The organism is Burkholderia sp. HI2761, assembly GCF_002223355.1.
In the GTDB taxonomy this organism is placed as follows: domain Bacteria; phylum Pseudomonadota; class Gammaproteobacteria; order Burkholderiales; family Burkholderiaceae; genus Burkholderia.
In genome coordinates this window covers 104686-129621 of sequence record NZ_NKFN01000002.1, presented here as the reverse complement: position 1 = coordinate 129621, position 24936 = coordinate 104686, and the positions used below count along the sequence as shown (strand labels likewise).

The window sequence follows — 24936 nt, the reverse complement described above, 5'->3', positions numbered from 1 at the left end:
TTCGATGGAAAACCTCACCGGCATCGTCGCGTTCGTCCGCACCGCCGAAGCGCTGAGCTTCGTCGCGGCCGGCCGCGCGCTCGGCATCTCGGCGTCGGCGGTCGGCAAGACGATCGCGAAACTCGAGCAATCGCTCGGCGTACGGCTGTTCAACCGCACGACGCGGCGCGTGACGCTCACCGAAGAGGGGCGGCATTTCTACGAGCGCTGCCAGCGCATCCTCGAGGATTTCCGCGAGGCGGAGGCGACCGTGACGGCGTCCGCGCAGCGCCCGCGCGGCAAGCTGCGCGTGAGCCTGCCGGTGATCGGCTACCGCTTCCTGCTGCCGGTGCTGCCCGAATTCCGGCAGCGCTATCCGGACGTCGAGCTCGATCTCGATTTCAACGATCGAATGGTCGACGTCGTCGAAGGCGGTTTCGACGCGGTGATCCGCAGCGGCCCGCTGTCCGATTCGAGCCTGATGTCGCGGCGGCTCGGCCCGTTCGCGTTCGTGCTGTGCGCGACGCCCGCGTATCTCGCGCGGGCCGGCGCGCCGCGCACGCCGCGCGACCTCGACGCGCACGACTGCGTGCGCTACTGCTTCCCCACCACCGGCAAGCTGCAGGACTGGGCGCTCGCGGCCGACGACGGCCTGCCGCTCGCACTGCGCACCGCGATGACCTGCAACAACATGGAGGCGCTGCGCGGCGCCGTGCTCGCGGGGCTCGGCATCGGCTACATGCCCGACTTCCTCGCGCGCGACGCGCTCGAGCACGGCGCGCTCGTCACCGTGCTCGACGACTACCGGATCGCGCCGGGGCAGTTCTCGATCGTGTGGCCGTCGAGCCGGCAGTTGTCGCCGAAGCTGCGCGTGTTCGTCGATTTCCTGTGCGAACGGCTGTTCAGGTAGTTGCGCCGATCCGCTCCGCTTCCGCCGGCGGCGGCAGCGCGTCGCTGTCGTCCTTCAGCCCGACGCCGGTCAGCCCGAGGCGGCGCGCGTGCGTCATCAGGTAATGCAGCTTGTGCGCGGCGGCCGCGTGCGGCAGCCCCTCGGGCCGCACGTTCGAGATGCAGTTGCGCAGCGCGTCGTGACAGCCAACCTTCGGCGCCCACGTCAGGTACACGCCGAGGCTGTCCGGCGAACTGAGCCCGGGTCGTTCGCCGATCAGCATCGCGACCACCTTCGCGCGCAGCAGCTCGCCGATCTCGTCGCCGAGCGCGACGCGCGCCTGCGTCGCGACCACCACCGGGCCGATCCGCCAACCGTCCGCGTCGAGCCGCGGCCGCACGGCCTGCAACAGCGGCAGCGCCTGCTTCGCGGCGGCGAACGCCGACAGCCCGTCGCCGACCACGAACACGACATCGGGCGCATCGTCGAGCGCCGCCCCGTAGCCGGCCAGCAGCCCGCGGCTGTCGTCCGACAGCTTGCGGCCGAGATCGGGCCGCCGCAGGTAATGGTCGCGGTCCGGCGCGGCGCTCTGCACGCCGAGCGTCGGCAGCAGGCCGGCCGCCTCGATCTCGCGCCGCAGCGCGTCCACGTCGAGCGGCTGGTGCACCGCGTCGCGCGCCTGCGCATGCGACAGGTTGAAGGCCAGCAGCGGCGCGGTCGGCAGGCTGTTGCCCGCGCGGCCGAGCGCGATCCGCGCGTTCGTGAACGACTTCAGTTGCGCCCACGGGTTCTTCTCGACGGCATCGCTCATGCGGACACCCCCATCCAGTCGTTCGCGCCCGCCAGCAGCGGCACACGCGACGTCGCGGCGCGCAGCGCGCCGTGCGCGTCGGCGATCTCCATCGTCTCCAGCCATTCCTCGAACTCGGGCGCGCGGCGCAGGCCGAGCACCTCGCGCACGTAGAGCTGGTCGTGGAACGACGTGCTCTGGTAGTTCAGCATCACGTCGTCCGCGCCCGGTATCCCCATGATGAAGTTGATGCCGGCCGCGCCCAGCAACGTGAGCAGCGTGTCCATGTCGTCCTGGTCGGCTTCCGCGTGGTTCGTGTAGCAGATGTCGCAGCCCATCGGCACGCCGAGCAGCTTGCCGCAGAAGTGATCCTCGAGCCCCGCGCGGATGATCTGCTTGCCGTCGTACAGGTATTCGGGCCCGATGAAGCCGACCACCGTGTTCACGAGGAACGGCTCGAACTTGCGCGCGACCGCATACGCGCGTACTTCGCAGGTCTGCTGGTCGACGCCGAAATGCGCGTTCGCCGACAGCGCACTGCCCTGGCCCGTCTCGAAGTACATCAGGTTGTTGCCGACGGTGCCGCGCTTCAGCGACAGCGCGGCCTCGCGCGCCTCGCCGAGCAGCGCGAGCGAGATCCCGAAGCTCGCGTTCGCCTTCTCGGTGCCCGCGATCGACTGGAACACGAGATCGACCGGCGCGCCCTTCTCGATCGCCGCGATCGTGTTGGTCACGTGCGTGAGCACGCACGACTGCGTCGGCACGCCGTAACGTTCGCGGAAACCGTCGATCATCGCGAGCAGCTTCACGATCGCCGCGAGGCTGTCGGTGGCCGGGTTGATGCCAATCATCGCGTCGCCGCAGCCGTACATCAGCCCGTCGAGCATCGATGCGGCGATGCCCTTCACGTCGTCGGTCGGGTGGTTCGGCTGCAGCCGCACCGACATCCGGCCGGCCAGCCCGACCGTGTTGCGAAAGCGCGTGACGACGCGGCGCTTGCGCGCGGCCGCGATCAGGTCCTGGTTGCGCATCAGCTTCGACACGGCCGCGACCATCTCGGGCGTGAGACCCGGCGCGATCCGCTCCAGCGCGGCGCCGTCGGCCGCGGGCGACAGCAGCCAGTTGCGGAAATCGCCGACGGTGAGGTGCGAGATGTCCGCGAACGCCTGCGCGTCGTGATCGTCGACGATGAGGCGCGTGACCTCGTCGTGTTCATACGGGATCACCGCTTCGTTCAGGAACGCCTTCAGCGGCACGCCCGCCAGCGCGATCTTCGCGGCGACGCGCTCCTCCTCGCTCGCCGCCGCGACGCCGGCGAGCTGGTCGCCGGAACGCAGTGGGCTCGCCTTCGCGAGCAGCGTCTTCAGGTCCGCGAAGCGGTACGTGCGCGGACCGATCGTCTCCGTATAGGACATCGTTCGAATCTCCTTGCCAAAAGCCGACGGCGCGCCCGTTCGACGGGGCGCGCCGGATGCCGTCAGGAACGGCCTTTCAAGTTCGCCTGCACCGTCGTCATTCCGTTCACTCCTCCAGCAGCGCGTCGCCGGGCGCGCTCGCGCGCTGCGCGCGGGTCGCGAGGAAGTACGCGTAGCCGAGCGCGAGGAACGCGACGAACACCATCGCCACCAGCCCGTTGAAATACACCATCGTGCCGAGGCAGACCAGCGCCGCAAGAATCGCGAATGCCGGGAAGATCGGGTACAGCGGCGCGCGGAACGGCCGCGCCATGTTCGGGTGCGAGCGGCGCAGCTTGAACAGCGACGCCATGCTGACGATATACATCACGATCGCACCGAATACCGACATCGTCACGATGTTCGCGGTGAGCGTCTGCCCGCCGAACTGGATCAGCTCGTCGCTGTAGATCGCCGCGATGCCGACCACGCCGCCCGCGAGGATCGCGCGATGCGGGGTCTTGAAGCGCGGATGCACCTTCCCGAGCCATTCCGGCAGGTAGCCTTCGCGGGCCAGCGCGAAGATCTGGCGCGAATAGCCGAGGATGATCCCGTGGAACGACGCGACCAGCCCGAACAGCCCGAGCCACACGAGCATGTGCATCCAGCCGCTGTTCGCGCCGACGATGTACTTCATCGCCTGCGGCAGCGGGTCGTTGATGTTCGCGAGCTTGGTCCAGTCGCCCGCGCCGCCGGCGAACACCATCACGCCGATCGCGAGCGCCACGAGGGTCAGGATCCCGGCCACGTACGCGATCGGAATCGAGCGTTTCGGGTTCTTCGCTTCCTCGGCGGCCATCGCGACGCCTTCGATCGCGAGGAAGAACCAGATCGCGAACGGAATCGCCGCGAACATCCCGTGGAACGCGCCCACGCTGAAGTGATCGGCGCCCGACCAGCCGCCCTTCGTGAAATTGCTCCACGCGAAGCCCGGCGACACCACGCCCATGAACACCAGCAGCTCGAAGATCGCGAGCAGGGTCACGACGAGCTCGAAGGTCGCCGCGATCTGCACGCCGACGATGTTCAGCGCCATGAACACGAGATACGCGCCCATTGCCGCGTGTTTCGGTTCGAGCCCCGGAAACTGCACGTGCAGGTACGCGCCGATCGCGAGCGCGATCGCGGGCGGCGCGAACACGAACTCGACCAGCGTCGCGGCGCCCGCCAGATAGCCGCCGGTGGGGCCGAACGCGCGGCGCGCATACGCGAACGGGCCGCCCGCGTGCGGGATCGACGTCGTCAGCTCGGTGAAACTGAAGATGAAGGTGGTGTACATCGCCGCGACGAACAGCGCGGTGATCACGAAGCCCAGCGTGCCGGCGCTCGCCCAGCCGTAGCTCCAGCCGAAGTATTCGCCGGAAATCACGAGGCCGACCGCGATGCCCCACAGTTGCCAGGTCCCGAGCGTCTGCTGCAACGCGGGCTGACCGGACGACTTGGCGCCGGCGGCGGGCCGGCCATTCGACTCTGCTTTCATCGGACTCTCTCCTCAAAGGCGCCGGGCCTGCGGACCCGCGCGACTGAGAATCGATGCTAGAGAGTCATTAAACGACGTGTTATCGAAATTCGGCAAAGATCGCGGCTGACGTTTCGCTTGCGAAAACGCCGGCCGCGCGCGTTGCCACGCCGATCCGGCCGCGCGATGCGGCCGGATCGGCCGTGCTTACTGGCCGCCGCCGCGCTGGTTGAACCAGCGGTCGAGCAGCTTGCCGGCCGCCTCGCGGCCGCCGAGGCCGAACGACAGCGCGACCGCCACCGCGATCGCGCCGAGCACGAGGCCGAACGCGAGCTGGACGATTTCGTTCGCGATGCCCATCGCGCGCAGCCCCATCGCGAACACGAGGCCGAGGATCGCGAATTGCGCGATGCGCGCGAACAGCACGCTGTGCTCGCGGTCGGCCTGCTCGATCACGCGGCGCGCAAGGCCCGCGAGCCACACGCCGATCACGAGGATCACGCCGCCCATCAGCACGTGGCCGCCGAATTCGATGAACAGCGTGACGACGTCGCGCACCTGCGAGAAGCCGAGCCGGTTCGCGGCCTCGACCGACGCGAACAGCATCGCGAAGAACACGATCAGCCGCGCGACCAGCACCGACGGCTGCAGGATGCCCGAGAACACGCGCTCGACGCCGAGCAGGGCCGGCAGCCCGTCGACGCCGGCGGCTTCCAGCAGTTTCTGCGCGAGCGACGCGACGAAGCGCGCGAAATAGAAGGTGACGAGCACGATCACGATCGCCGCGACGATGTCCGGCACCGCGCCGAGGAACTGATTCAGCATGTTGGTCGCGGGGATCGAGATCGCGTCGATCTTCAGCGCGTCGAGCGCGGAAATCAGCGTCGGCACGAACACGAACACGTAGACGATCGTGCCGACCAGGCTCGACACGCGTACGGGCGTCGGGCTGTCGATCCCTTGCGTGAGGCGGTCGGCGCCGGCGGCGACCAGCAGGTTCGTCACGAGGCCGCGCAGCACGCGCGCGACGATCCAGCCGACGAAGCCAATCACCGCGGCCGCGAAGATGTTCGGCACGATCGCGAGCAGCTTGTCGACCATTCCCTGCACCGGCGACAGCAGGCCCGACAGCGCGAACGACCCGAGGATCGCCGGCAGGAACATTAGGATCACCAGCCAGAACAGGACGTCGCCGAGATAGCCGCTCATCGGCTGCATGCCGGCGCTTTCGGACAGCGTGGCGTCGACCTTGCTGGCTTTCAGCGCGCGGTTCGCGAGGCTGCGCAGCAGCGACGCGATCAGCCACGCGATCAGCGTCAGCGCCGCGCCGCCGATCAGGTTCGGCAGGTAGTTGACGATGTGCGTGACGAGCAGCGAGAACGGATTGGAGACCGCGTACAGGTTGAGCACGTTGAAGATGCCCACCGCGGTGACGAGCAGCACGAGCCAGAACAGGCCGCCGGCGATGATGCGTTCGACGCACGCGCCCTGGCCGGTGCTTTCGTTGATCCGCTGATCGACCTTCAGTGCGTTGAGCAGGCGCAGCGCGCCGGCCCGCACCACCACGGCGATCAGCCAGCCGACTACCAGGATGCCGATCGCGCCGGCGATCTTGGGCAGGTATCCGCCTAGCGTGGTCTGCAGCGACGTGATGAAGCTGGAAGCATCCATTTCTTCTTCTCCCGAAAACGTGGTGGTGCGATTGAACATCGACGAACGACCTGCGTACTTCGAAAAGCGTGGTGCTCCGTCCGAGCAACTTACCCGAGAAAAATGACGGGATCACCCGATTTCACCGTCTTTAACTTTAGTTCTAGATCGCAGCGGGACAAGACCCTATTTCGGTGAAATAAAAAGGGGCGGATTTGGGACCGCTACGCTTTTCCGCAAGATTTGTCCATTCGGGCCGTGCTACCGTGGCGTCGGGTTCCAGCCACGACACGTCGATGCCGCAGCCGAAACGAAAACCGATCCGCCTGCATGGGTCCGCTACGCGGCGAGCGTGGCGCGTGTCCATGCGTACATCGGCGCGCATCTCGACGGCCCGCTCGACCTGAACCGGCTCGCCGAAATCGCGTGCCTGTCGCCGTATCACTGGCAGCGCATCTACCGCGCGATGTACGGCGAATCGATCGTGCTGATGGTGCGGCGGATGCGGATGGTGCGGGCATCCGAGGATCTGGTCTGCACCGCGCGGCCGCTCGACGAGATCGCGCGGCGCGCGGGCGTTTCGCGACGCGTACGGCGTGCTGCCCGCGCAGCACCGGCGCAGCGGCACCCACCGGCCGATTTATCCGTTACAGAGAGGAGAGGCAGACATGTTCAAGCATGAGGTCGAGATCCGGCGCCTGCCGGAACAGCGCGGCTACGCGGTCGCGCACACCGGCGCGTACATGAAGGCCGGCGACGCGTTCGGGCGGATCGGCGCGTGGGTCGGGCAGCACGGGCTGATCGGCCCGGGCGCGAAGATGATCGGGATTTTCTACGACGATCCGGACACGACGCCCGAAGCGCAGTTGCGCGCGAAAGCGTGCTTCATGCCGGCCGACGGCGCGCCGGACGTCGCACCCGAGCCGCCGGTGGAGCGTGCGACGATCGCAGGCGGCGAATACGCGGTGCTCCTGCATACGGGGCCGTATGCGGACCTGAAGTCGGCCTATCAGTGGCTCTACGGCGACTGGCTGCGTCACTCGGGCCGCGAAGCCGCCGACGCGCCGCCGTTCGAGCTGTACCTCAATACGCCGATGGACACGGCGCCGGCCGACCTGCGCACCGAAATTCACCTGCCGCTGCGTTGAGCGACGGGCCGCCGCGCCGGCCGTCGAACGCAACGTGCCGGCCAATGCTCATGCGCGGCCGGCGCGAACGCACGCAGATCTAAGCAGCTGGCGTCCCGCAGCCGGGACAGAACCGCGCGTCGGCCGCCAGCGCCGCATGGCAGCGGCTGCAAGCCTTGCCGCGTTGCGCCGCGCCGCACTGCGCGCAGAAGCGCGCGTCGGCCGCGTTGAGCGCGCCGCAGCCCGCGCACGCGAGCTGGCTCAGCGGCACGTTGCCGCCGTGGCCGCCTCGCCCGCCACCGGCATCGGCCGGCGCCTGCCAGCCCCAGCCGTGGCGATCGCGGCCACGCGCATCGTGGCCGCCATGCCCGCCCTGGCGCGGACCGCCGTGATGGCCGTTGCCGCTGCCGGGGCCGCCGTGGCTGCCGGGACCACCGTTTCCGCTGTTTCCGTGCCCGTTGCCGTGCCCGCTGCCATGGCCACCGCCATGGCCACCGAGCATCCGTTTCAGAAAGCTCATCGCCCGCTCCTCAACGCTTGGCCTGCGCGCCGCCGAACGCCCCGGAGGACGACAGCAGCCGCAAGCCGTTGGCCACGACGAGCAGGCTCGCGCCCGCGTCGGCGAAGACCGCCATCCACATCGTGCCGAGCCCCGCGACCGTCAGGCCGAGGAACACGACCTTCACGCCGAGCGCGAAGCCGATGTTCTGCACCAGCACGCGGTGCGTCGCGCGCGACAGCCGCACGAACGCCGGGATCTTGCGCAGGTCGTCGTCCATCAACGCGACGTCGGCCGTCTCGATCGCCGTGTCGGTGCCCATCGCGCCCATCGCGAAGCCGATGTCGGCGCGCGCGAGCGCCGGTGCATCGTTGATCCCGTCGCCGACCATCCCGACCGCGCCCGCGCCGCCCACCGACAGTTCCTCGACCGCCGCGAGCTTGTCTTCCGGCAACTGGTTGCCGCGCGCGTCGTCGATGCCGGCCTGCCGCGCGATCGCCTGAGCGGTATGCGGGTTGTCGCCCGTCAGCATCGCGGTGCGGATGCCGAGCGCATGCAGATCGGCGATCGCGTCGCGGCTCGTGTCCTTGATCGTGTCGGCCACCGCGAAGATGCCGAGCACGCGCGTGTCGTCGACCAGCACGACGACGCTCTTGCCCTGCCGCTCCAGTGCGTCGAGCTTCGCCTCGAGCGCCGTCGAGCAGCGCTCGAGCTCCTCGACGAGCCGGTGGTTGCCCAGCCAGTAGCGCGTGCCGTCGATCGTGCCGCGCACGCCGCGCCCGACGATCGCTTCGAAGTCCTGCACATCGGCGAATGCCGTCGTGCCGGCATCGCGGGCCGCGGCGGCAATCGCCTGCGACACCGGGTGATCGGAGCGCGCGGCGAGGCTCGCGCCGAGGTGGCGCACGCGCGCCGCATCGGCGCCGTCCGCATGGACGTCGAAGTCGGTCTGCACCGGCTTGCCGTGCGTGATCGTGCCGGTCTTGTCGAGCGCGAGCCACGCGAGCTTGCGCCCTTCTTCCAGATAGACGCCGCCCTTCACGAGAATCCCGCGCCGCGCCGCGGCCGCGAGGCCAGACACGATCGTCACCGGCGTCGAGATCACCAGCGCGCACGGGCACGCGATCACGAGCAGCACGAGCGCGCGGTAGATCCAGTCGTGCCACGCGCCGCCCATCACGAGCGGCGGCGCCACCGCAACCAGCAGCGCGACCGCGAACACGATCGGCGTGTAGACGCGTGCAAACTGGTCGACGAAGCGCTGCGTCGGCGCCTTCGCGCCCTGCGCTTCCTCGACCGCGTGGATGATCCGCGCGAGCGTCGAGTTGGCCGCGACGGCCGTCACGCGGTATTCGAACGAACCCGATTCGTTGATCGTGCCCGCGTACACGGCGTCCCCGGTCGTCTTTTCGACGGGCAGGCTCTCGCCGGTGATCGGCGCCTGGTTGACTGTCGAGCGGCCCGCGACGACTTCGCCGTCCAGCCCGATCCGCTCGCCCGGCTTCACGCGCACGACCGCGCCGAGCGCGACCTGCGCGGCCTCGATCGTGCGCCATGCGCCGTCGGCCTGCCGTACGGTCGCGGTGTCCGGCGCGAGCTGCATCAAGCCCTGGATCGCATTGCGCGCACGGTCGAGCGACTTCGCCTCGATCAGCTCGGCGATCGTGAACAGCACCATCACCATCGCGGCCTCCGGCCACTGGCCGATCGCCATCGCGCCCGTCACCGCGATGCTCATCAGCGCGTTGATGTTCAGGTTGCCGTTGCGGATCGCGATCCAGCCCTTCTTGTACGTGGTGAGCCCGCACGCGAGCACCGCGGCCAGCGCGAGCGCCGCCGACAGCCACACCGGGAGCCCGGCCCAGGTCGCGCCTTCGGACGCGAGCGCGGCGACGCCGGCGAGCGCCAGCGGCCACCACGGCTTCGCAGGCGCGTCGGCGACGCGCGCCGCCGGGGCGCCGGCCGTGGCGGCCTCCGGCGTCATTCCGAGCGTGCGGATCGCGCCCTCGATCGCCGGCTGCGCGCCGGGCACGTGCTCGACGGTCAGCATCCGCTGCATCAGGTTGAATTCGAGCGCCGACACTTCGCCCATCCCGCCGAGCTTTTTGCGAATCAGCGTTTCCTCGGTCGGGCAGTCCATCTGCATGATCCGGAACGCGGAGCGCACGTGGCCCGACGCGGTCGCCTGCGCGACCGGCAGCGGCGCGAGCGTCAGCGAGGCCGGCGCGCAGCACTCGCCGGCCGCGTGGTCGTGGTCGTGGTCGTGGTCGTGGTCGTGGTCGTGGTCGTGGTCGTGGTCGTGGTCGTGGTCGTGGTCGTGGTCGTGGTCGTGACCGGCATGGTCATGCGCGGCGTGGTCGTGCGAGCACGTGGCGCCGTGTACATGCTTGCCGTCGCCAACATGGTCGCGATCGTGGTCATCACCCGCATCGCCGTGAGCTGCGTGAGCTGCGTGAGCTGCGTGAGCGTGCCCGTGATCGTGATCGTGGCCATGGCCGTGCGCGCGCTCGCCGGCCGCCGGCGCCGCGTCGGCTACGGTCGCCGTCTGCGTGTCGCGCGAATCGGCGCGGCAGGCGTCGGCGCCGCCGGCCTGACGGTGTCGTGGGTCGTGGGGACGCTGGGCGTCGGTCATGACAACCTCCTTTGTGGCTTGACGGTGTAGAGTTAACACCCTGAAGCCACTACAAGGTCAACCCTTACACGGGAGAAAGGCATGAAGATTGGCGAACTGGCCAAAGCGGCCCGCTGCACCCCCGAGACGATCCGTTTCTACGAGAAAGAGGGTCTGATGCCGGACGCGGAGCGCACCGATTCGAATTACCGCAACTACACCGACGTGCACGTCGAGCGGCTGCGCTTCATCCGCAATTGCCGCGCGCTCGACATGGCGCACGACGAAATCCGTGCGCTGCTGCAACTCACCGACACGCCGGCCGATCGCTGCGATTCGATCAATTCGCTGCTCGACGATCACATCGGACACGTCGATGCACGCCTCGCGGAATTGACGCATCTGCGCGATCAGCTCACCGAATTGCGCCGCCGGTGCGTCGGCGAGCATTCGGTCGAGGATTGCGGAATCGTGCACGGCCTCGCGACGATGGAAACCGTCGCGCCGGCCGCGAAGCGCTCGCACCTCGGCTGAAACCCTTGTCAAACAAGATAGTCTGCCTGAGAATAGTTATATCGTTACTAGGTATACTTTAACTATTCATGTCTATGAGCCGCCCGTCCCCACTCGCGCTGGCCGTCCTCGCGACGCTCACCGAAACGCCGATGCATCCGTACGGGATGCTGCAGCAACTGAAGGCGCGCGGATACGACGAAGTCGTCAACGTACGGCAGCGTACGAGCCTGTACCAGACGATCGACCGGCTGCTGCGCGACGGGCTGATCGCCGTACACGACACCGAGCGCGACGGCGCGTTTCCGGAGCGCACGCTGTATGCGCTGACCGAAGCCGGGCACACGGCGGGGCAGGCGTGGTTGCATACGCTGCTCGCGGAGCCCGCGAATGAATTCCCGGCGTTCGGCGCCGGCCTCGCGTTCCTGCCCCTGCTCGATGCGGAAGATGCGCGCCATCAGCTCGAACTGCGAATCACACGGCTCGACGCCGAGCGCGAGCGGCTGGAAGCGCTGCGCGCCACCGCGCAGGCCGATCAGGTGCCGCGCCTGTTCCTGCTGCAAAACGAGCATGCGCTCGTGCTGCTCAATGCGGAGCTCGACTGGGCGCGCAGTGTGGTCGAACACCTGAAGATCGGCGCGCTGCGCTGGGTGGACGGCTGACGCGTCACGAAGGCCGATTCCCGCCGGCAACGGGAATCGCCCTCGTCAAAGCACCTTGCCGGGATTCAGGATTCCGCGCGGGTCCAGCGCGGCCTTCAGGCGCCGCATCAGCCCGATTTCCGCGTCGCTGCGCGTGTGCGCGAGATAAGGACGCTTGAGCACGCCGATCCCGTGCTCGGCCGACACCGAGCCGCCCATGTCGCGCACCACCGCATACACGCAGCGATCGAGCGCATCGGCGTCCGCGTCGGTCATCCCGGCCAGCGACACGCCGATATGCACGTTGCCGTCGCCGACATGGCCGAAGAACAGGCACGTGAGCGCCGGCCAGCGCGCCCGCAACGCCGCCTCGCAGCGCTCGGCGAACATGCCGAGTTCGCCCGTCGGCAGACTCACGTCGAAGTTGACGAGATGGGGCAGCGCATCGATCGCAAGCCCCTCGCGCAGCGTCCACAGATCGCGCGCCTGCCGCTCGGAGCTCGCGAGTACCGCATCGTCGATGAGCGCTGCATCGAACCCCGCGGCCAGCCCCGTTTCGAGCGCATGGTGCGCATCGCCGCCCGGCGCGCTCGTCGCACATTCGATCAACACCGCGAAACCGCCGTCGCCCTCGAACGGCGCGGTTACGCCCGGCGTATGGCGCGCGACGTAGTCGTAGAACGCCGGCCACATCGCCTCGAAACTGACGACCTCCGACAGCGCGCGCATGCGGTTCCACAGCCCGACCACCGCATCGTAGTCGCGCACGCGGCAGAGCGCCGTGGCCGGCGCCGCGAGCAACGGATGCAGCCGCAGCACCGCGCGCGTGACGACGCCGAGCGTTCCTTCGCTACCGATGAACAGTTGCTTCAGGTCGTAGCCGGCGTTGTTCTTCAGCATCCGGTTCATCGACGACACGACCGTGCCGTCCGCGAGCACGACCTCGAGCCCGAGCACCTGCTCGCGCATCATCCCGTAGCGGATCGCGCGCGTGCCGCCCGCATTGGTCGCGAGCATGCCGCCGATCTGGCACGAGCCGCGCGCGCCGAGATCGACGCCGAACGTGAAGCCCGCCGCTTCAGCGGCGTCCTGCACCGTCTGCAGCGGCGTGCCCGCGCGCACGGTGATCGTGCCGGCCGCCGCGTCGAGCGCTTCGATGCCCGCGAAGCGCTCCATCGACAGCACGGCCTCGCCGCCCAGCGCGACCGCGCCGCGCGCGAGCCCCGTCAGCCCGCCTTGCGGCACGACCGGCTGGCCGAGCCGCATGCATGCCGCGAGCGTGCGCGACACGTCGTCGACACTGCGCGGGCGCACCAGCGCACGCGGCCGCACGCCGGCCGGCTCGTTGTACGCGGTGAAGTAACGCGGGTCGATATCGGCCGCACGCGTGACCAGCGCGTCGCCCAGTTCGGCGGCGAGCACGGCACCGAGCGCATCGTCCGGCAGCGGCATGCCGTCCGGTGCACTGCCCGCGGCGGTCGGGTTCGGGGTCGGCATCGTGCGCGGCCCGCTTACTTCGTCGAGATGTCGATATCGCCGAAATACTTCAGGCCGAGCGACTTCACCGTGCCGTCCGCCTTCAGCTTGTCGATCGCCGCGTCGAGCTTCGCCTTCAGCGCATCGTCGCCCTTGCGCAGCCCGAACGCGATGCCGCTGCCGAGAATCCTGTCGTCGTGCACCGGCTGGCCGACGAACGAGAAGCCCTTGCCGTCCGGGCGCGACAGGAAGCCGCGCTGGCCGGATGGCGCGAGCACGAGCGTCGCGTCGAGGCGGCCCGCGACCAGATCCGCATACGCCTGGTTCTGGTCCTGGTACGCGACGACCGCGACGCCGGCCGGCTCCCAGTGCGCCTTCGCGAAGGTTTCCTGGATCGACGCCTGCAGCACGCCCACGCGCTTGCCCTTCAGCGATTCCGGCGTCGGCAGCAGGCCGCTGCCGGTGCGCGCGATCAGCTGGGTCGGCACGCGATAGATGATCGTCGTGAAGTCGATCGCCTGGCGCCGTTGCTCGGTGGCGTTCATCGCCGAGTTGATCGCGTCGAACTTGCGGCCCTTCAGCGCCGGAATCAGCCCGTCGAACGACGTCTCGACCCATTTGCACGACAGCTTCGCCGTCTGGCAGACGGCATTGCCGACGTCGATGTCGAAGCCCTGCAGGTCGCCGTTCGGCGCCTTCGATTCGAACGGCGGGTATTGCGCTTCGAGGCCGAAACGCAGCGTCGGCGCATCGGCGAGCGCCGCGCCGGAGCCGATTGCGCACGCAAGTGCGAACGCGAGTTTCAGGGTGGCCGTGTGCTTCATCGTGATCTCCTGTGTCTGGTCGATGCGACGTGCCCGTCGCCGGATGCCCGTCGCCGGTTGCCCGTCGCCGGTTTTTCTACAGCGAACGCAGTCGCCGCGCGCCTTCGACCAGCGTCGCGTCGTCCTTCGAAAAACTGAGCCGGATCACGCCGGCGTCGGTGCCGTCGGTATAGAACGCCGACAGCGGAATCGTCGCGACACGCGCGTCGCGGATCAGGCGCAGCACGAAATCGCTGTCGCTTTCGTCCGAAAAGTGGCGAAAGCGCGCGAGCATGAAGAACGAGCCTTCGCTCGGCAGCAGCTCGAAACGCGAATCGGCCAGCTCGCGCGCGAGCAGGTCGCGCTTGGCCTGGTAGAACGCCGACAGGCCAAGATAGCTGTCCGGCCGCGCGAAGATTTCGGCGAACGCGACCTGCATCGGCGTGTCGGCCGAGAACACCATGAACTGGTGCACCTTGCGGATCTCGTCCATCAGCTCGGCCGGCGCGAGGCAATGGCCGACGCGCCAGCCGGTCACGTGGAACGACTTGCCGAACGAAGACACGATCACGCTGCGCTCGGCCAGCTCGCGGTGGCGCGCGACGCTCTGGTGCCGCGCGCCGTCGAACACCACGTGCTCGTAGACTTCGTCGGACAGCACCACGATGCCCGTGTCGCGCGTGAGCTGCGCGAGCCGCTCGAGATCGTCGGCGGAGAACACCGTCGCGGTCGGGTTGTGCGGCGTGTTGACGATGATCATCCGCGTGCGCGGCGTGATGGCCGCGGCCACCTCGTCCCAGTTCACGCGGAAATGCTCGGGCGACAGCTTGATCGCGACCGGCGTCGCGCCCTGCAGCCGCACGATCGGCGCATAGCTGTCGAACGACGGCTCGAAATAGATCACTTCGTCGCCCGGATGCACGAGCGCGCTGATCGCCGCATAAAGCCCTTCGCTCGCGCTCGCGATCACCGTGATCTCGGTCGCCGGGTCGTAGCGCGCGCCGTACAGCGCCTCGGTCTTCTCGGCGAGCCGCTCGCGCAGCGCGATCACGCCGGCCATCGGCGCGTACTGGTTGTGGCCGTCGCGCATCGCGCGCGCGACGCCTTCGACGAGCGCCGGATCGGGCGCGAAATTGGGTGCGCCCTGCGACAGGTTCAACGCATCGTATTGCGCGGCCAGTTGGCCGATCACCGTGAAGATCGTCGTCCCGACGTCGGGCAGTTTCGAACGGGGCGCGGTAGCGCTTCGCATGACTCCTCCTCCTGATGTCCTTCGGCCGGCCGCGCCCTGCGCGGCCCTGCATCTGCCGCATGATTTAGCCCCAGCCAATATCGGCGGACAATCGAAAGTTCGTCATGGCGACCATGCATTTTTCTCATGGCTCGCGGCGAGAAGTACGCACCGGCAAGGCTGATCTGCGGCCTCGACATGCGAATCAGGCATTTCCCCTACGAAGGGCTATCCATTCGCCGCCGCGAGGTACGCGAGCAGCACGGCCCGCAGTTCGCGGCGTTGCGCGGCGAAATCGAGCGCCGGCCCGAGCGTCAGCAGCGCCTGCGACAGCCCGCCGTAGCAGATCGTGTGGGCCATCCGCGCGAGCCCGTCGAGCCGCTCGGCCGGCGGCGGGTCGGCCGCGTGCGCGAGCGCATCGCGCCACAGCGCGACATAGGCGTCGTAATGCCGGCGATAGGCGGTCAGCGGCGACACCTGCCGCTCCAGCGCGAACAGCGCGCCCCACAGCGCCGCGTCGGCGGCGATCGTCTCGACCTGGAGGTCGACCAGCGCGGCGGCGAGCCTGGCCCGCGGCGCGCCGCGCAACCGCTGCACCGTGTCGCGCAGCCGGTCGGCCAGCGCCAGCACGCGGCGGTGGATGCAGAGCGCCGCGAGGCTCTGCTTGTCGCCGAAATACTCGTAGAAGGTGCCGATGCTGACGCCCGCGACGGCCGCGATCTCGCGGATCGTCGCCTTCGCGTAGCCGCGTTCGAGCAAAAGCTGAACGAACGCCTGTTGCAGCGCGTCGGAGCTCGCCTGCGCGCGCGACTGGCGCGGCCGGCGGCGCAACGCGGGCGCGGGTTGCGCCGCCGGCGAGCCGGGCGGCGCCGGAACCTGAACATGTCGCGGCGGCATATTTGCTACTCTGAATTCAGCAGGGCATCCGTTTACCGGAAGCCGGAACCCGCGCCGAAGCGCTCTCCGCGCGGCACGACGCCGGCTGACCGCGAAGCATGAGACCGGAGACAACCGCGATGACCGACTCGACTCACGCCGTCACGAACCAGTTCGACGAACTCGTCGACTATAACCTCTTCGCGACGGATCTCGCGCTGCGCGGCGCGCTCGCCCGGGCGGGCGCCGACTGGGCCGTGCCGCAGCTCGACGCGTACGGCGCGCGGCTCGGGAGCGCCGACACCGCGCGGCTCGCCGACGAAGCGAACCGCCACACGCCCGAACTGAACGCGTTCGACCGGCGCGGCCGGCGCATCGACCGCGTCGACTTCCATCCCGCATGGCACGCACTGCTCGGCCAGTATCGCCACGAAGGCTTCGTGTCGCTCGCGTTCCGCGACGCGCGCCGCGGCCGCTGGGCCGCGACGGCCGCCGGCTTCTACCTGCACGGCCAGATCGAGGCCGGCACGCTGTGCCCCGCGACGATGACGCAGGCCGCGATTCCCGTGCTGCAGAAGGAGCCGGCGCTGTGGGACCTGCTGCGCGACAAGCTCTACAGCGACGACTACGACCCGCGCGACGTGCCGGTCGCCGACAAGCGCGCGATCTGGTTCGGCATGGGCATGACCGAGAAACAGGGCGGCTCCGACGTACGCGCGAACACGACGCTCGCCACGCCGGTCGGCGCGGGCGGGCGCGGCGGCGAATACCGGCTGCGCGGCCACAAGTGGTTCTTCTCCGCGCCGATGTGCGACGCGCACCTCGTCGTCGCGCACACCGAAGCCGGCGGCCCGTCGTGCTTCTACGTGCCGCGCTGGCGGCCGGACGGCACGAAGAACGCAGTCGAGATCCAGCGGCTGAAGAACAAGGTCGGCAACCGCAGCAACTCGAGCAGCGAGGTCGAGCTGAACGATGCGTGGGGGATCATGCTCGGCGACGAAGGCCGCGGCATTCCGACCATCATCGAGATGGCCACCACCACGCGGCTGAACTGCGTGCTCGGCAGCGCGGCGATGCTGCGCCAGGGCGTCGTGCAGGCGATCGCCTACACGCGCCAGCGCCATGCATTCGGCCGCGCGCTCGCCGAGCAGCCGCTGATGCGCACCGTGCTCGCCGATCTCGCGCTCGAAAGCGAGGCGGCGCTGTCGCTCGCGATGCGCCTTGCCGATGCGTTCGAACGCGACGACTCGCCGCGCGAACGCGCATGGAAGCGGATCGTCACGCCCGCCGCGAAATTCTGGATCTGCAAGCGCGCGGTCGAGCTGACCGGCGAGGTGATGGAAGTGTTCGGCGGCAACGGCTACGTCGACGACGGCCCGATCGCGCGCCTCTTCCGCGAGGCGCCCGTCAACTCGATCTGGGAAGGCTCGGGTAACGTGATGTGTCTCGACGTGCTGCGCGCCGTGTCGCGCGAGCCCGACGCGGCCGCCGCGCTGTTCGACGAATTGGCCGACCTCGGCGCGGGCGAACCGCGCATTCGCGCGGCGCTCGACGCGTTGCGCGCGATGCTCGCCGCCCCGGCCGACACGCTCGAGGCGTCGGGCCGCGTGTTCGCGCAGCGGCTCGCGATCGTCGCGCAGGCGTGCCTGCTGCGCCGCGATGCGCCGGCGGCCGTCGCCGACGCGTTCGTCGCGACGCGGCTCGCCGCGCCCGACTGGGGCCGCATCGCGGGCGGCTTCGAGCCGCACGCGATCGACGTCGCCGCACTGCTGCAGCGCGCGTACCCGGCCTGACGCCGGCCCGTTCACCCGAATTCGCAGTCGTTCGCCCCGCCCCGGAGCCTCGATGAACCTCGTCGCCGCCCTCGACCGCGCCGCCCGTGCGACGCCCGACAAGCCGTTCCTCGTCAACGAATCCGCGACGATCACGTATGCGGCCGCACGCGAGCGTTCGCACCGCGCGGCGGCCGTGCTGAGCGCGCTCGGCGTCGCGGCCGGCGACCGCGTCGCCGCGATGTGCCTCAACACGCCGGCCTTCGTCGACCTGATGTTCGGCGCATGGCGCCTCGGCGCGGCATTCGTGCCGGTCAACCACAAGCTGCAGGCGCCGGAGGTCGACTACGTGCTCGAACACAGCGGCAGCAAGGCGCTGCTGTTCGACGTGACGCTCGCGCCGGTGGTCGAGCGCATCGTGCATCCGGCGCGGCGGCTCGTCACCGAGGGGGAACTCGACGGCGTGCCGAACTTCGACGCGATGTGCGCGACGATGGACGGCCTCGCGGGCATCGAGCCGGCCGACGACGACATCGCGCAGATCCTCTACACGTCCGGCACGACCGGCCGCCCGAAGGGGTGCGTGCACAGTCATCGCACCGTGACGCTCGCGGCGATGCAGGCGGCGCTCGCGACCGGGATCGGCCGCGACGAGCGCACGCTGATGGCGATGCCGATCTGGCATTCGTCGCCGCTGAACAACTGGTTCGGCGGCACGCTGTACGCGGGCGGCACCGTCGTGCTGCTGCGCGAATACCATCCGCTGCGCTTTCTGCAGACCGTCGAGCGCGAGCGCGTGACGCTGTATTTCGGCGCGCCGGTATCGTATACGCTGCCGCTCGACACGATCGACGGCTTCGCGGCATTCGACCTGTCGAGCGTGCGCGCGTGGCTGTACGGCGGCGGCCCGATCGGCGCCGCGCAGGCCGAACGGCTCGCCCACGCGTACCGCAGCCACGCGTTCTTCCACGTGTACGGGATGACCGAAACCGGGCCGGCCGGCACGACGCTGTATCCGGACGAGCAGATCGCGAAGGCGGGCTCCATCGGCCGCCAGGGCGGCCCGGGCGTCGACCTGCGGGTCGTACGGATGGACGGCGTCGATGCGCGGCCGGGCGAAACCGGCGAGATCTGGCTGAAGGCCGACTGCATGATGCTCGGCTATCTCGACGACGCGGCCGCGACGCGCGCCGCGTTCGCGCCGCACGGCTGGTATCGCACCGGCGACCTCGCGCGGATCGATCAGGATGGCTACCTGTTCATCGTCGACCGGCTGAAGGACATGATCGTCACCGGCGGCGAGAACGTCTATTCGAAGGAAGTGGAGGACGTGCTCGGCGCGCACCCGGACATCGCCGAGGCGGCCGTCGTCGGCGTCCCGCATCCGGACTGGGGCGAGACGGTCGTCGCGCACGTCGTGACGCGGGCGAACGCGGCGCTCGATGCGGATGCGCTGCGCACGTTCTGCGGCGAGCGGCTCGCCGCGTACAAGATCCCGCGCGAATTCACGTTCGTGCAGGCGCTGCCGCGCACGCCGACCGGCAAGCTGCAGAAGTTCCTGCTGCGCGTGCGCGGGGAGTAGCCTCCGCTCACGCCGATAAAAAAAGCCACCGAGCTCGACGGCCCGGTGGCTTTTTTACATGCATGAGCGGCCGGGCAGCGACCTTCGCCGCCGCCCGCGCTTCAGAACATCACGACCGGCTGCTTACTTGCCGCCGATGCTCTTCAGCGGCTTCCACTCGCCCTTCTCGACCTTGTACATCGTGATGCCGCCGTTCTTCAGGTCGCCCTTCGCGTCATACGCGACGTGCGTCGACGTGACGCCGGCCATGTCGGTCTTCGCGAGCACCGGCAGGTACTTCGCCGGGTCGGTCGAATCGGCCTTCTTCATCGCGTTCAGCATCGCCATCGCGCCGTCGTACGCGTACGGCGAGTACGTCTGCACGTCTTCGCCGAAGCGCTTCTTGTACTTGTCGGCGTAACCCTTGCCGCCCGGCATTTCTTCCAGCGGGAGGCCGGCCAGCGACGCGATCGTGCCTTCGGCCGCGTTGCCCGCGATCTTCAGGAACGTCGGCGTCTTCACCATTTCGCCGCTCATCAGCGGTGCGGTGATGCCGAGCGTCTTCATCTGCTTGACCATCGGCGCTGCCTGCGAATCCGCGCCGCCGTAGTAGACGAGGTCCGGCTTCGCCGCCTTCAGCTTCGTGAGAATCGCCTTGAAGTCGACGGCCTTGTCGTTCGTGAATTCACGGTCGACGATCGTCGCGCCGCCGGCCTTCGCGGCCTTCTCGAACTGGTCGGCGAGACCCTGGCCGTAGGCCGTGCGGTCGTCGACGATCGCGATCTTCTTCATGCCGAGATCCTTCGACGCGAACGTGCCGGCCACCGAGCCCTGCTGCGTGTCGGACGTCATCATGCGGAAGGTCGTCTTGTAGCCCTGCTGCGTGTATTCCGGCGCCGTCGCCATCGCGATTTCCGGAATGCCGGCGTTCGCGTAGATGCGCGAGGCCGGAATCGTCGTGCCCGAGTTGAAGTGGCCGAGCATGCCCTTGATGCCGTCGTCGACCAGCTTCTGCGCGACCGTCGTACCCGTGCGCGGGTCAGCCTGGTCGTCCTGCGTGTCGAGCACGAACTTCACGGCCTTGCCGCCGATCTTCGGGTTCGTCGCGTTGAAGTCTTCCAGCGCGAGCACGATCCCGTTCTGCATATCCTTGCCGTAGTGCGCCTGCGCGCCCGTCATCGGCCCTGCGTAACCGATCTTCACGTCATCCGCATGGGCCGTCCCCGCCAGCGACATGACCGCGACGAACGTCGCGCCTGCCACCTTTTTCATCGTGTGTTGCATAGCATCTCCTTGGTACCAGGGTAAATGGAGCGGCTTCGGGATCGCCTTGCCGCTTCCTTTGTTTGATCCGAACGGCAAGGATGATCAGCCGATCGTCATCAAATTCGCATTGCCGCCCGCCGCGGCCGTGTTCACGCTCACCGAGCGCTCCGTCAGGAGCCGCTCGAGCGCGTAGTCTTCCGCATCGCCGTTCTCGAACGCGCCCACCGACACGCCCTGCACCGACACGATCGGGCCCGGCCGCTGCGCGACGTCCTTCACGAGCGTCTGCAGCTCGTCGCTGTCGCCTTCGAACAGCACCGCGTCGAACGGCGCGTCGGCCTGCTTGCGCACGGCCGCGTGCGCCTTCAGCGACGCCGGCAGCGCGGCGACCAGCGCCTCGCCCGCCGCGCCGGCGAACAACGCGCGGTTGCCCGTCGCCAGCACCGCCGCGAACTGCGCACGTGCGCCGCCCGGCGTGGCCGCGACACACAGCACCGTGCCGCGCGGGCCGAGTGTATACGTGTTTCGCTCGCCCGTCGGGCCGGTCAGCACGGCGGTCGCGCCGGCCGGCACCTGCGCGAGATAGCCGTCGCAACGCGCGGCCAGCGCCGGCTCGCGCTGCTCGATCAGCCAGTCGCGCAGCGTCGTGAGCGCCGCCGCCGGGTTGCCGCGCGCATCGCTTTCGGTCGCGCCGTCCGCCACCAGCGACTGCGCGAGCGAGCGCGGCAGGCCCGACGGACGCGTCGCGAGCAGGCGCTGCAGGTACAGCGCGCCGCCGGCCTTCGGGCCCGTGCCCGACAGCCCTTCGCCGCCGAACGGCTGCACGCCGACCACCGCGCCGATCACGTTGCGGTTCACGTAGATGTTGCCCACGTGCGCATTCGAGATCACGTGCGCGATCGTCTCGTCGATCCGCGTGTGGATGCCGAGCGTCAGCCCGTAACCGGTCGCGCGGATCTGCTCGAGCAGCTTGTCGAGCTGGTTGCGGCGGTAGCGCACCACGTGCAGCACGGGGCCGAACACTTCACGCTTCAACTCGTCGATGCTGCCGATCTCGATCAGCGTCGGCGGCACGAACGTGCCGTACGCGCAGGTCTCGGGCATCGGCAGTTGCGTGACCGCGTGGCCCTTGTCCTTCATCGCCGCGACGTGCGTGTCGATCGTCTGCTTCGCTTCGGCGTCGATCACCGGGCCGACGTCGGTCGACAGCCGGTCGGGGTTGCCGAGCGTCAGCTCGTGCATCGCGCCCTTGAGCATCGTCAGCGTGCGGTCCGCGACGTCGTCCTGCAGACACAGAACGCGCAGCGCCGAACACCGTTGACCGGCCGAGTCGAACGACGACTGCATCACGTCCGCGACGACCTGCTCCGCGAGCGCCGACGAGTCGACGATCATCGCGTTCTGGCCGCCCGTTTCGGCGATCAGCGGAATCGGCTTGCCGTCCGGATCGAGGCGCGCGGAGAGCGTCTTGTTGATCAGGCGCGCGACTTCGGTCGAACCCGTGAACATCACCGCACGCGTGCGCGGATCGGCGACCAGCGCCGCGCCGACGGTCTCGCCGGTGCCCGGCAGCAGTTGCACCGCGCCGGCCGGCACCCCGGCCTCGCGCAGCAGACGCACGGCTTGCGCGGCGATCAGCGGTGTCTGTTCGGCGGGCTTCGCGAGCACCGTGTTGCCGGCGGCCAGCGCCGCGGCCACCTGGCCCATGAAGATCGCGAGCGGGAAGTTCCACGGGCTGATGCAGACCACGGGGCCGAGCGGACGGTGCGTGTCGTTCGAGAATTCGCCGCGGATCTGCGCCGCGTAGTAGCGCAGGAAGTCGACCGCTTCGCGGATCTCGGCGATCGCGTTCGGCAGCGACTTGCCGGCTTCGCGCACGATCAGGCCCATCAGCGTGTGCATCTGCGCTTCGAGCAGATCGGCCGCGCGCACCAGGCAATCGGCGCGCGCGTCGACCGGCGTCGCCTGCCAGATCGGCGCGGCGGCCACCGCATGCGCGAGCGCCGCGCTCACGTGCTCGGCCGTCGCTTCGCTGACCGTGCCGACCACGTCGCGCTGGTCGGCCGGGTTGCGCACGTCGCGCGCCGGTGCGTCGGCGAGCGCGTCATCGGCGAGCATCGGCGCCGCGCGCCACGGATGATGCGCGCTCGCGAGCAGCGCGGACGACAGCGACGCGAGACGGTGTTCGTTCGACAGATCGAGGCCCATCGAGTTGGGGCGCTCGTCGCCATACAGGTTGCGCGGCAGCGGGATCTTCGCGTGCGGCGCGCCGAGCGGCACGACCTTCGATGCTTCGTCGACCGGATCGGCGACCAGTTCCTTCACCGACACCGTCTTGTCGGCGATACGGTTCACGAACGACGTGTTCGCGCCGTTTTCCAGCAGACGGCGCACGAGGTACGCGAGCAGCGTCTCGTGCGTGCCGACCGGTGCGTACACGCGGCACGGACGGTTCAGCTTGTCGCGGCCCGTGACTTCCTCGTACAGCGGCTCGCCCATCCCGTGCAGGCACTGGAATTCGTACTGGCCCGGGTAGTAGTTCTGGCCCGCGAGCTGGTAGATCGCGGCCAGCGTGTACGCGTTGTGCGTCGCAAATTGCGGGTAGACGGCGTCCGGCGCCGCGAGCAGCTTCTTCGCGCACGCGAGGTACGACACGTCGGTGTAGATCTTGCGCGTGTAGACCGGATAGCCTTCGAGGCCGTCGACCTGCGCCCGCTTGATTTCGGTATCCCAGTACGCGCCCTTCACGAGGCGGATCATCAGGCGGTGACGGCTGCGGCGCGCGAGATCGATCAGGTAGTCGATGACGAACGGGCAGCGCTTCTGGTAGCCCTGCACGACGAAGCCGATGCCGTTCCAGCCCGCGAGCTCCGGATCGAAACACAGCGCCTCGAGCAGATCGAGCGACAGTTCGAGGCGGTCGGCCTCTTCCGCGTCGATGTTCAGGCCGATGTCGTAGCGGCGCGCGAGCAGCGCGAGCGCGCGCACGCGCGGCAGCAGTTCGCTCATCGTGCGGTCCTGCTGCGAGCGCGAGTAGCGCGCGTGCAGCGCCGACAGCTTGATCGAGATGCCCGGGCCTTCGTAGATGCCGCGGCCGCCGGCCGCCTTGCCGATCGCATGGATCGCCTGTTCGTACGACGCGTAGTAGCGCAGCGCATCCTCTTCGGTCGTCGCCGCTTCGCCGAGCATGTCGTACGAGTAGCGGAAGCCGCGCGCTTCGTACTTGCGGCTGTTCGCGAGCGCTTCGGAAATCGTTTCGCCGGTGACGAACTGCTCGCCCATCAGGCGCATCGCCATGTCGACGCCCTTGCGGATCAGCGGCTCGCCGCCGCGGCCGATCAGGCGCGTGAGCGCCGACGACAGGCCCGCTTCGCTGTTGGTCGTCACGAGCTTGCCGGTGATCATCAGCCCCCAGGTCGCCGCGTTCACGAACAGCGACGGCGCGTGGCCGACGTGCGAGCGCCAGTCGCCCTTGCTGATCTTGTCGCGGATCAGCGCATCGCGCGTCGCGCGATCGGGAATGCGCAGCAGCGCTTCGGCGAGACACATCAGCGCAACGCCTTCCTGGCTCGACAGCGAGAACTCGTGGATCAGCCCTTCGACGCCGCCGCCCGAGCTCTTCTCGCGCAGCGTCTCGACCAGCTTCGTCGCGAGCGCCTGCGCGTCCGCCTGCAGGTTCGCGGGCAGACGCGCCTGGCCGAGCAGGAACGGCACGCATTCCGGTTCCGGGCGGCGGTACGCGGCCGTGATCGCCGCGCGCAGCACCGATTGCGGCTGCACGTTCTGCGCGAACTCGAGGAACGGATGCGACGAGTTGTCGTCGTCGCCGTCCGCCGTCTGTCCGTCGGCGAGCTCCGTCACGCCGCTGTGGCCCGACAGCTCGGCCGGCAACTGGCCGTGCTCGATCCGCTCGAGATACGCGAAGATCGCCTGCTTGATCAGCCAGTGGGGAGTGCGCTCCAGACGCGCGGCGGCGTCCTTGAGGCGCGAGCGGAGAAGGTCGTCGACTTTGACGCCGAGAGTCGTGCTTGCCATGGTGGGTTCGTGCGCCGGTGCGAGCCCGGCAATGTGGTGTAAGAGGATGCGCGAAATCCTACGGCACGCAATAAAAAGGTGCAACCAAATTGAGAGGCAGGTTGCACCCATAAGTTAGTCAATATAATCAGACACTTATCCGGTTGCAACCTAGGGGTTGCCCGTGGTCTCGGGATCGGTGTTTTCCCTGATCGAGCCGGTTCGACGGGCGTGTGCAACCCTCGGCATGCGCGAAAGCGACCGAAAACGGGTTGCACTGGGGTGATGTGGTGCGGTGCCGGCGTCGGGCACGCGACGGCGGAAG

General features: G+C 69.0%; 18 protein-coding genes and 1 pseudogene. 7 read left to right on the top strand and 12 right to left on the bottom strand.

The window, feature by feature from the left end; all coding sequences use genetic code 11:
- Positions 1-4 precede the first annotated feature (4 nt).
- Positions 5-889: a LysR family transcriptional regulator gene (locus tag CFB46_RS04780; protein ID WP_089499459.1), complete on the top strand. Its 885-nt coding sequence runs from the start codon at positions 5-7 to the stop codon at positions 887-889.
- Here CFB46_RS04780 and eutC read toward each other — a convergent pair.
- The 4 genes from eutC to CFB46_RS04760 form a co-directional block, all read right to left on the bottom strand.
- The gene (gene eutC / locus CFB46_RS04775; protein WP_059503203.1) at positions 882-1679 is read right to left on the bottom strand and encodes an ethanolamine ammonia-lyase subunit EutC; all 798 of its coding nucleotides are present in this window, start codon (positions 1677-1679) and stop codon (positions 882-884) included. The genes CFB46_RS04780 and eutC overlap by 8 nt on opposite strands.
- The gene (locus CFB46_RS04770; RefSeq protein ID WP_089499394.1) at positions 1676-3073 is read right to left on the bottom strand and encodes an ethanolamine ammonia-lyase subunit EutB; all 1398 of its coding nucleotides are present in this window, start codon (positions 3071-3073) and stop codon (positions 1676-1678) included. Before CFB46_RS04770 ends, eutC begins: the two co-directional genes overlap by 4 nt.
- Before the next feature lie 106 nt (positions 3074-3179).
- Positions 3180-4592 carry an ethanolamine permease gene (gene eat, locus CFB46_RS04765; protein ID WP_089499393.1) on the bottom strand — a complete coding sequence of 471 codons (1413 nt, stop codon included), beginning with the start codon at positions 4590-4592 and terminating at the stop codon, positions 3180-3182.
- A gap of 186 nt (positions 4593-4778) precedes the next feature.
- On the bottom strand, positions 4779-6242 hold the full coding sequence (locus CFB46_RS04760) for a mechanosensitive ion channel (protein WP_027783185.1): 1464 nt from the start codon (positions 6240-6242) through the stop codon (positions 4779-4781).
- A gap of 275 nt (positions 6243-6517) precedes the next feature.
- On the opposite strand from CFB46_RS04760, the pseudogene CFB46_RS36315 reads away from it, so the two are divergent.
- Positions 6518-7369 (top strand): annotated as a pseudogene (locus CFB46_RS36315) (AraC family transcriptional regulator).
- Positions 7370-7448: 79 nt separating this feature from the next.
- Here the strand turns inward: CFB46_RS36315 and CFB46_RS04745 are convergent.
- The gene (locus CFB46_RS04745) at positions 7449-7868 is read right to left on the bottom strand and encodes a zinc ribbon domain-containing protein (protein ID WP_089499390.1); all 420 of its coding nucleotides are present in this window, start codon (positions 7866-7868) and stop codon (positions 7449-7451) included.
- A 10-nt stretch (positions 7869-7878) separates the two neighbouring features.
- Positions 7879-9987, bottom strand: coding sequence for a heavy metal translocating P-type ATPase (locus CFB46_RS04740; RefSeq protein WP_227789665.1), 2109 nt, complete (start codon positions 9985-9987; stop codon positions 7879-7881).
- Between the two features lie 27 nt (positions 9988-10014).
- Here CFB46_RS04740 and CFB46_RS36310 point away from each other — a divergent pair, with 27 nt between their 5' ends.
- The 3 genes from CFB46_RS36310 to CFB46_RS04730 all read left to right on the top strand — a co-directional run bounded on the left by CFB46_RS36310 (position 10015) and on the right by CFB46_RS04730 (position 11633).
- Positions 10015-10509 carry a hypothetical protein gene (locus CFB46_RS36310; RefSeq protein ID WP_256980639.1) on the top strand — a complete coding sequence of 165 codons (495 nt, stop codon included), beginning with the start codon at positions 10015-10017 and terminating at the stop codon, positions 10507-10509.
- Between the two features lie 51 nt (positions 10510-10560).
- Complete coding sequence (gene cadR / locus CFB46_RS04735) at positions 10561-10992, top strand: Cd(II)/Pb(II)-responsive transcriptional regulator (RefSeq protein WP_027783182.1); 432 nt, start codon at positions 10561-10563, stop codon at positions 10990-10992.
- Between the two features lie 68 nt (positions 10993-11060).
- Positions 11061-11633 carry a PadR family transcriptional regulator gene (locus tag CFB46_RS04730; RefSeq protein ID WP_089499388.1) on the top strand — a complete coding sequence of 191 codons (573 nt, stop codon included), beginning with the start codon at positions 11061-11063 and terminating at the stop codon, positions 11631-11633.
- A 45-nt stretch (positions 11634-11678) separates the two neighbouring features.
- Here the strand turns inward: CFB46_RS04730 and CFB46_RS04725 are convergent, their stop codons facing one another.
- From CFB46_RS04725 to CFB46_RS04710, 4 genes are all read right to left on the bottom strand, one after another.
- A complete protein-coding gene (locus tag CFB46_RS04725; RefSeq protein WP_089499387.1) occupies positions 11679-13109 on the bottom strand; it encodes an FAD-binding oxidoreductase in 1431 nt (476 codons plus the stop codon).
- Positions 13110-13123: 14 nt separating this feature from the next.
- The gene (locus CFB46_RS04720) at positions 13124-13912 is read right to left on the bottom strand and encodes an ABC transporter substrate-binding protein (RefSeq protein ID WP_089499386.1); all 789 of its coding nucleotides are present in this window, start codon (positions 13910-13912) and stop codon (positions 13124-13126) included.
- Between the two features lie 76 nt (positions 13913-13988).
- Positions 13989-15143, bottom strand: a complete 1155-nt coding sequence (locus CFB46_RS04715) for a pyridoxal phosphate-dependent aminotransferase (RefSeq protein WP_089499385.1) — start codon at positions 15141-15143, stop codon at positions 13989-13991.
- Between the two features lie 207 nt (positions 15144-15350).
- On the bottom strand, positions 15351-16019 hold the full coding sequence (locus CFB46_RS04710) for a TetR/AcrR family transcriptional regulator (RefSeq protein ID WP_089499384.1): 669 nt from the start codon (positions 16017-16019) through the stop codon (positions 15351-15353).
- A gap of 119 nt (positions 16020-16138) precedes the next feature.
- Between CFB46_RS04710 and CFB46_RS04705 the strand changes: the two genes are divergently transcribed.
- Positions 16139-17791, top strand: coding sequence for an acyl-CoA dehydrogenase family protein (locus CFB46_RS04705; protein ID WP_089499383.1), 1653 nt, complete (start codon positions 16139-16141; stop codon positions 17789-17791).
- Between the two features lie 52 nt (positions 17792-17843).
- The gene (locus tag CFB46_RS04700; RefSeq protein WP_089499382.1) at positions 17844-19352 is read left to right on the top strand and encodes a class I adenylate-forming enzyme family protein; all 1509 of its coding nucleotides are present in this window, start codon (positions 17844-17846) and stop codon (positions 19350-19352) included.
- 123 nt (positions 19353-19475) lie between these two features.
- On the opposite strand, the gene CFB46_RS04695 is transcribed toward CFB46_RS04700, so the two are convergent.
- Both CFB46_RS04695 and putA read right to left on the bottom strand, forming a co-directional pair.
- Entirely contained in the window at positions 19476-20615 is a 1140-nt protein-coding gene (locus tag CFB46_RS04695) for a branched-chain amino acid ABC transporter substrate-binding protein (protein ID WP_027783174.1), read from the bottom strand.
- 84 nt (positions 20616-20699) lie between these two features.
- Positions 20700-24632, bottom strand: a complete 3933-nt coding sequence (gene putA, locus CFB46_RS04690) for a trifunctional transcriptional regulator/proline dehydrogenase/L-glutamate gamma-semialdehyde dehydrogenase (protein ID WP_089499381.1) — start codon at positions 24630-24632, stop codon at positions 20700-20702.
- Positions 24633-24936: the final 304 nt, after the last annotated feature.

Bases quoted from the DNA above. Each gene is read 5' to 3' on its own strand.
- CFB46_RS04710 (WP_089499384.1), bottom strand. From the start codon at position 16,019: ATGCCGCCGCGACATGTTCAGGTTCCGGCGCCGCCCGGCTCGCCGGCG.
- putA (WP_089499381.1), bottom strand. From the start codon at position 24,632: ATGGCAAGCACGACTCTCGGCGTCAAAGTCGACGACCTTCTCCGCTCG.
- CFB46_RS04760 (WP_027783185.1), bottom strand. From the start codon at position 6,242: ATGGATGCTTCCAGCTTCATCACGTCGCTGCAGACCACGCTAGGCGGA.
- eutC (WP_059503203.1), bottom strand. From the start codon at position 1,679: ATGAGCGATGCCGTCGAGAAGAACCCGTGGGCGCAACTGAAGTCGTTC.
- CFB46_RS04705 (WP_089499383.1), top strand. From the start codon at position 16,139: ATGACCGACTCGACTCACGCCGTCACGAACCAGTTCGACGAACTCGTC.
- eat (WP_089499393.1), bottom strand. From the start codon at position 4,592: ATGAAAGCAGAGTCGAATGGCCGGCCCGCCGCCGGCGCCAAGTCGTCC.
- CFB46_RS04700 (WP_089499382.1), top strand. From the start codon at position 17,844: ATGAACCTCGTCGCCGCCCTCGACCGCGCCGCCCGTGCGACGCCCGAC.
- CFB46_RS04725 (WP_089499387.1), bottom strand. From the start codon at position 13,109: ATGCCGACCCCGAACCCGACCGCCGCGGGCAGTGCACCGGACGGCATG.
- CFB46_RS04770 (WP_089499394.1), bottom strand. From the start codon at position 3,073: ATGTCCTATACGGAGACGATCGGTCCGCGCACGTACCGCTTCGCGGAC.
- CFB46_RS04715 (WP_089499385.1), bottom strand. From the start codon at position 15,143: ATGCGAAGCGCTACCGCGCCCCGTTCGAAACTGCCCGACGTCGGGACG.
- CFB46_RS04740 (WP_227789665.1), bottom strand. From the start codon at position 9,987: ATGGACTGCCCGACCGAGGAAACGCTGATTCGCAAAAAGCTCGGCGGG.
- CFB46_RS04720 (WP_089499386.1), bottom strand. From the start codon at position 13,912: ATGAAGCACACGGCCACCCTGAAACTCGCGTTCGCACTTGCGTGCGCA.
- CFB46_RS04780 (WP_089499459.1), top strand. From the start codon at position 5: ATGGAAAACCTCACCGGCATCGTCGCGTTCGTCCGCACCGCCGAAGCG.
- CFB46_RS04695 (WP_027783174.1), bottom strand. From the start codon at position 20,615: ATGCAACACACGATGAAAAAGGTGGCAGGCGCGACGTTCGTCGCGGTC.
- CFB46_RS04730 (WP_089499388.1), top strand. From the start codon at position 11,061: ATGTCTATGAGCCGCCCGTCCCCACTCGCGCTGGCCGTCCTCGCGACG.
- cadR (WP_027783182.1), top strand. From the start codon at position 10,561: ATGAAGATTGGCGAACTGGCCAAAGCGGCCCGCTGCACCCCCGAGACG.
- CFB46_RS04745 (WP_089499390.1), bottom strand. From the start codon at position 7,868: ATGAGCTTTCTGAAACGGATGCTCGGTGGCCATGGCGGTGGCCATGGC.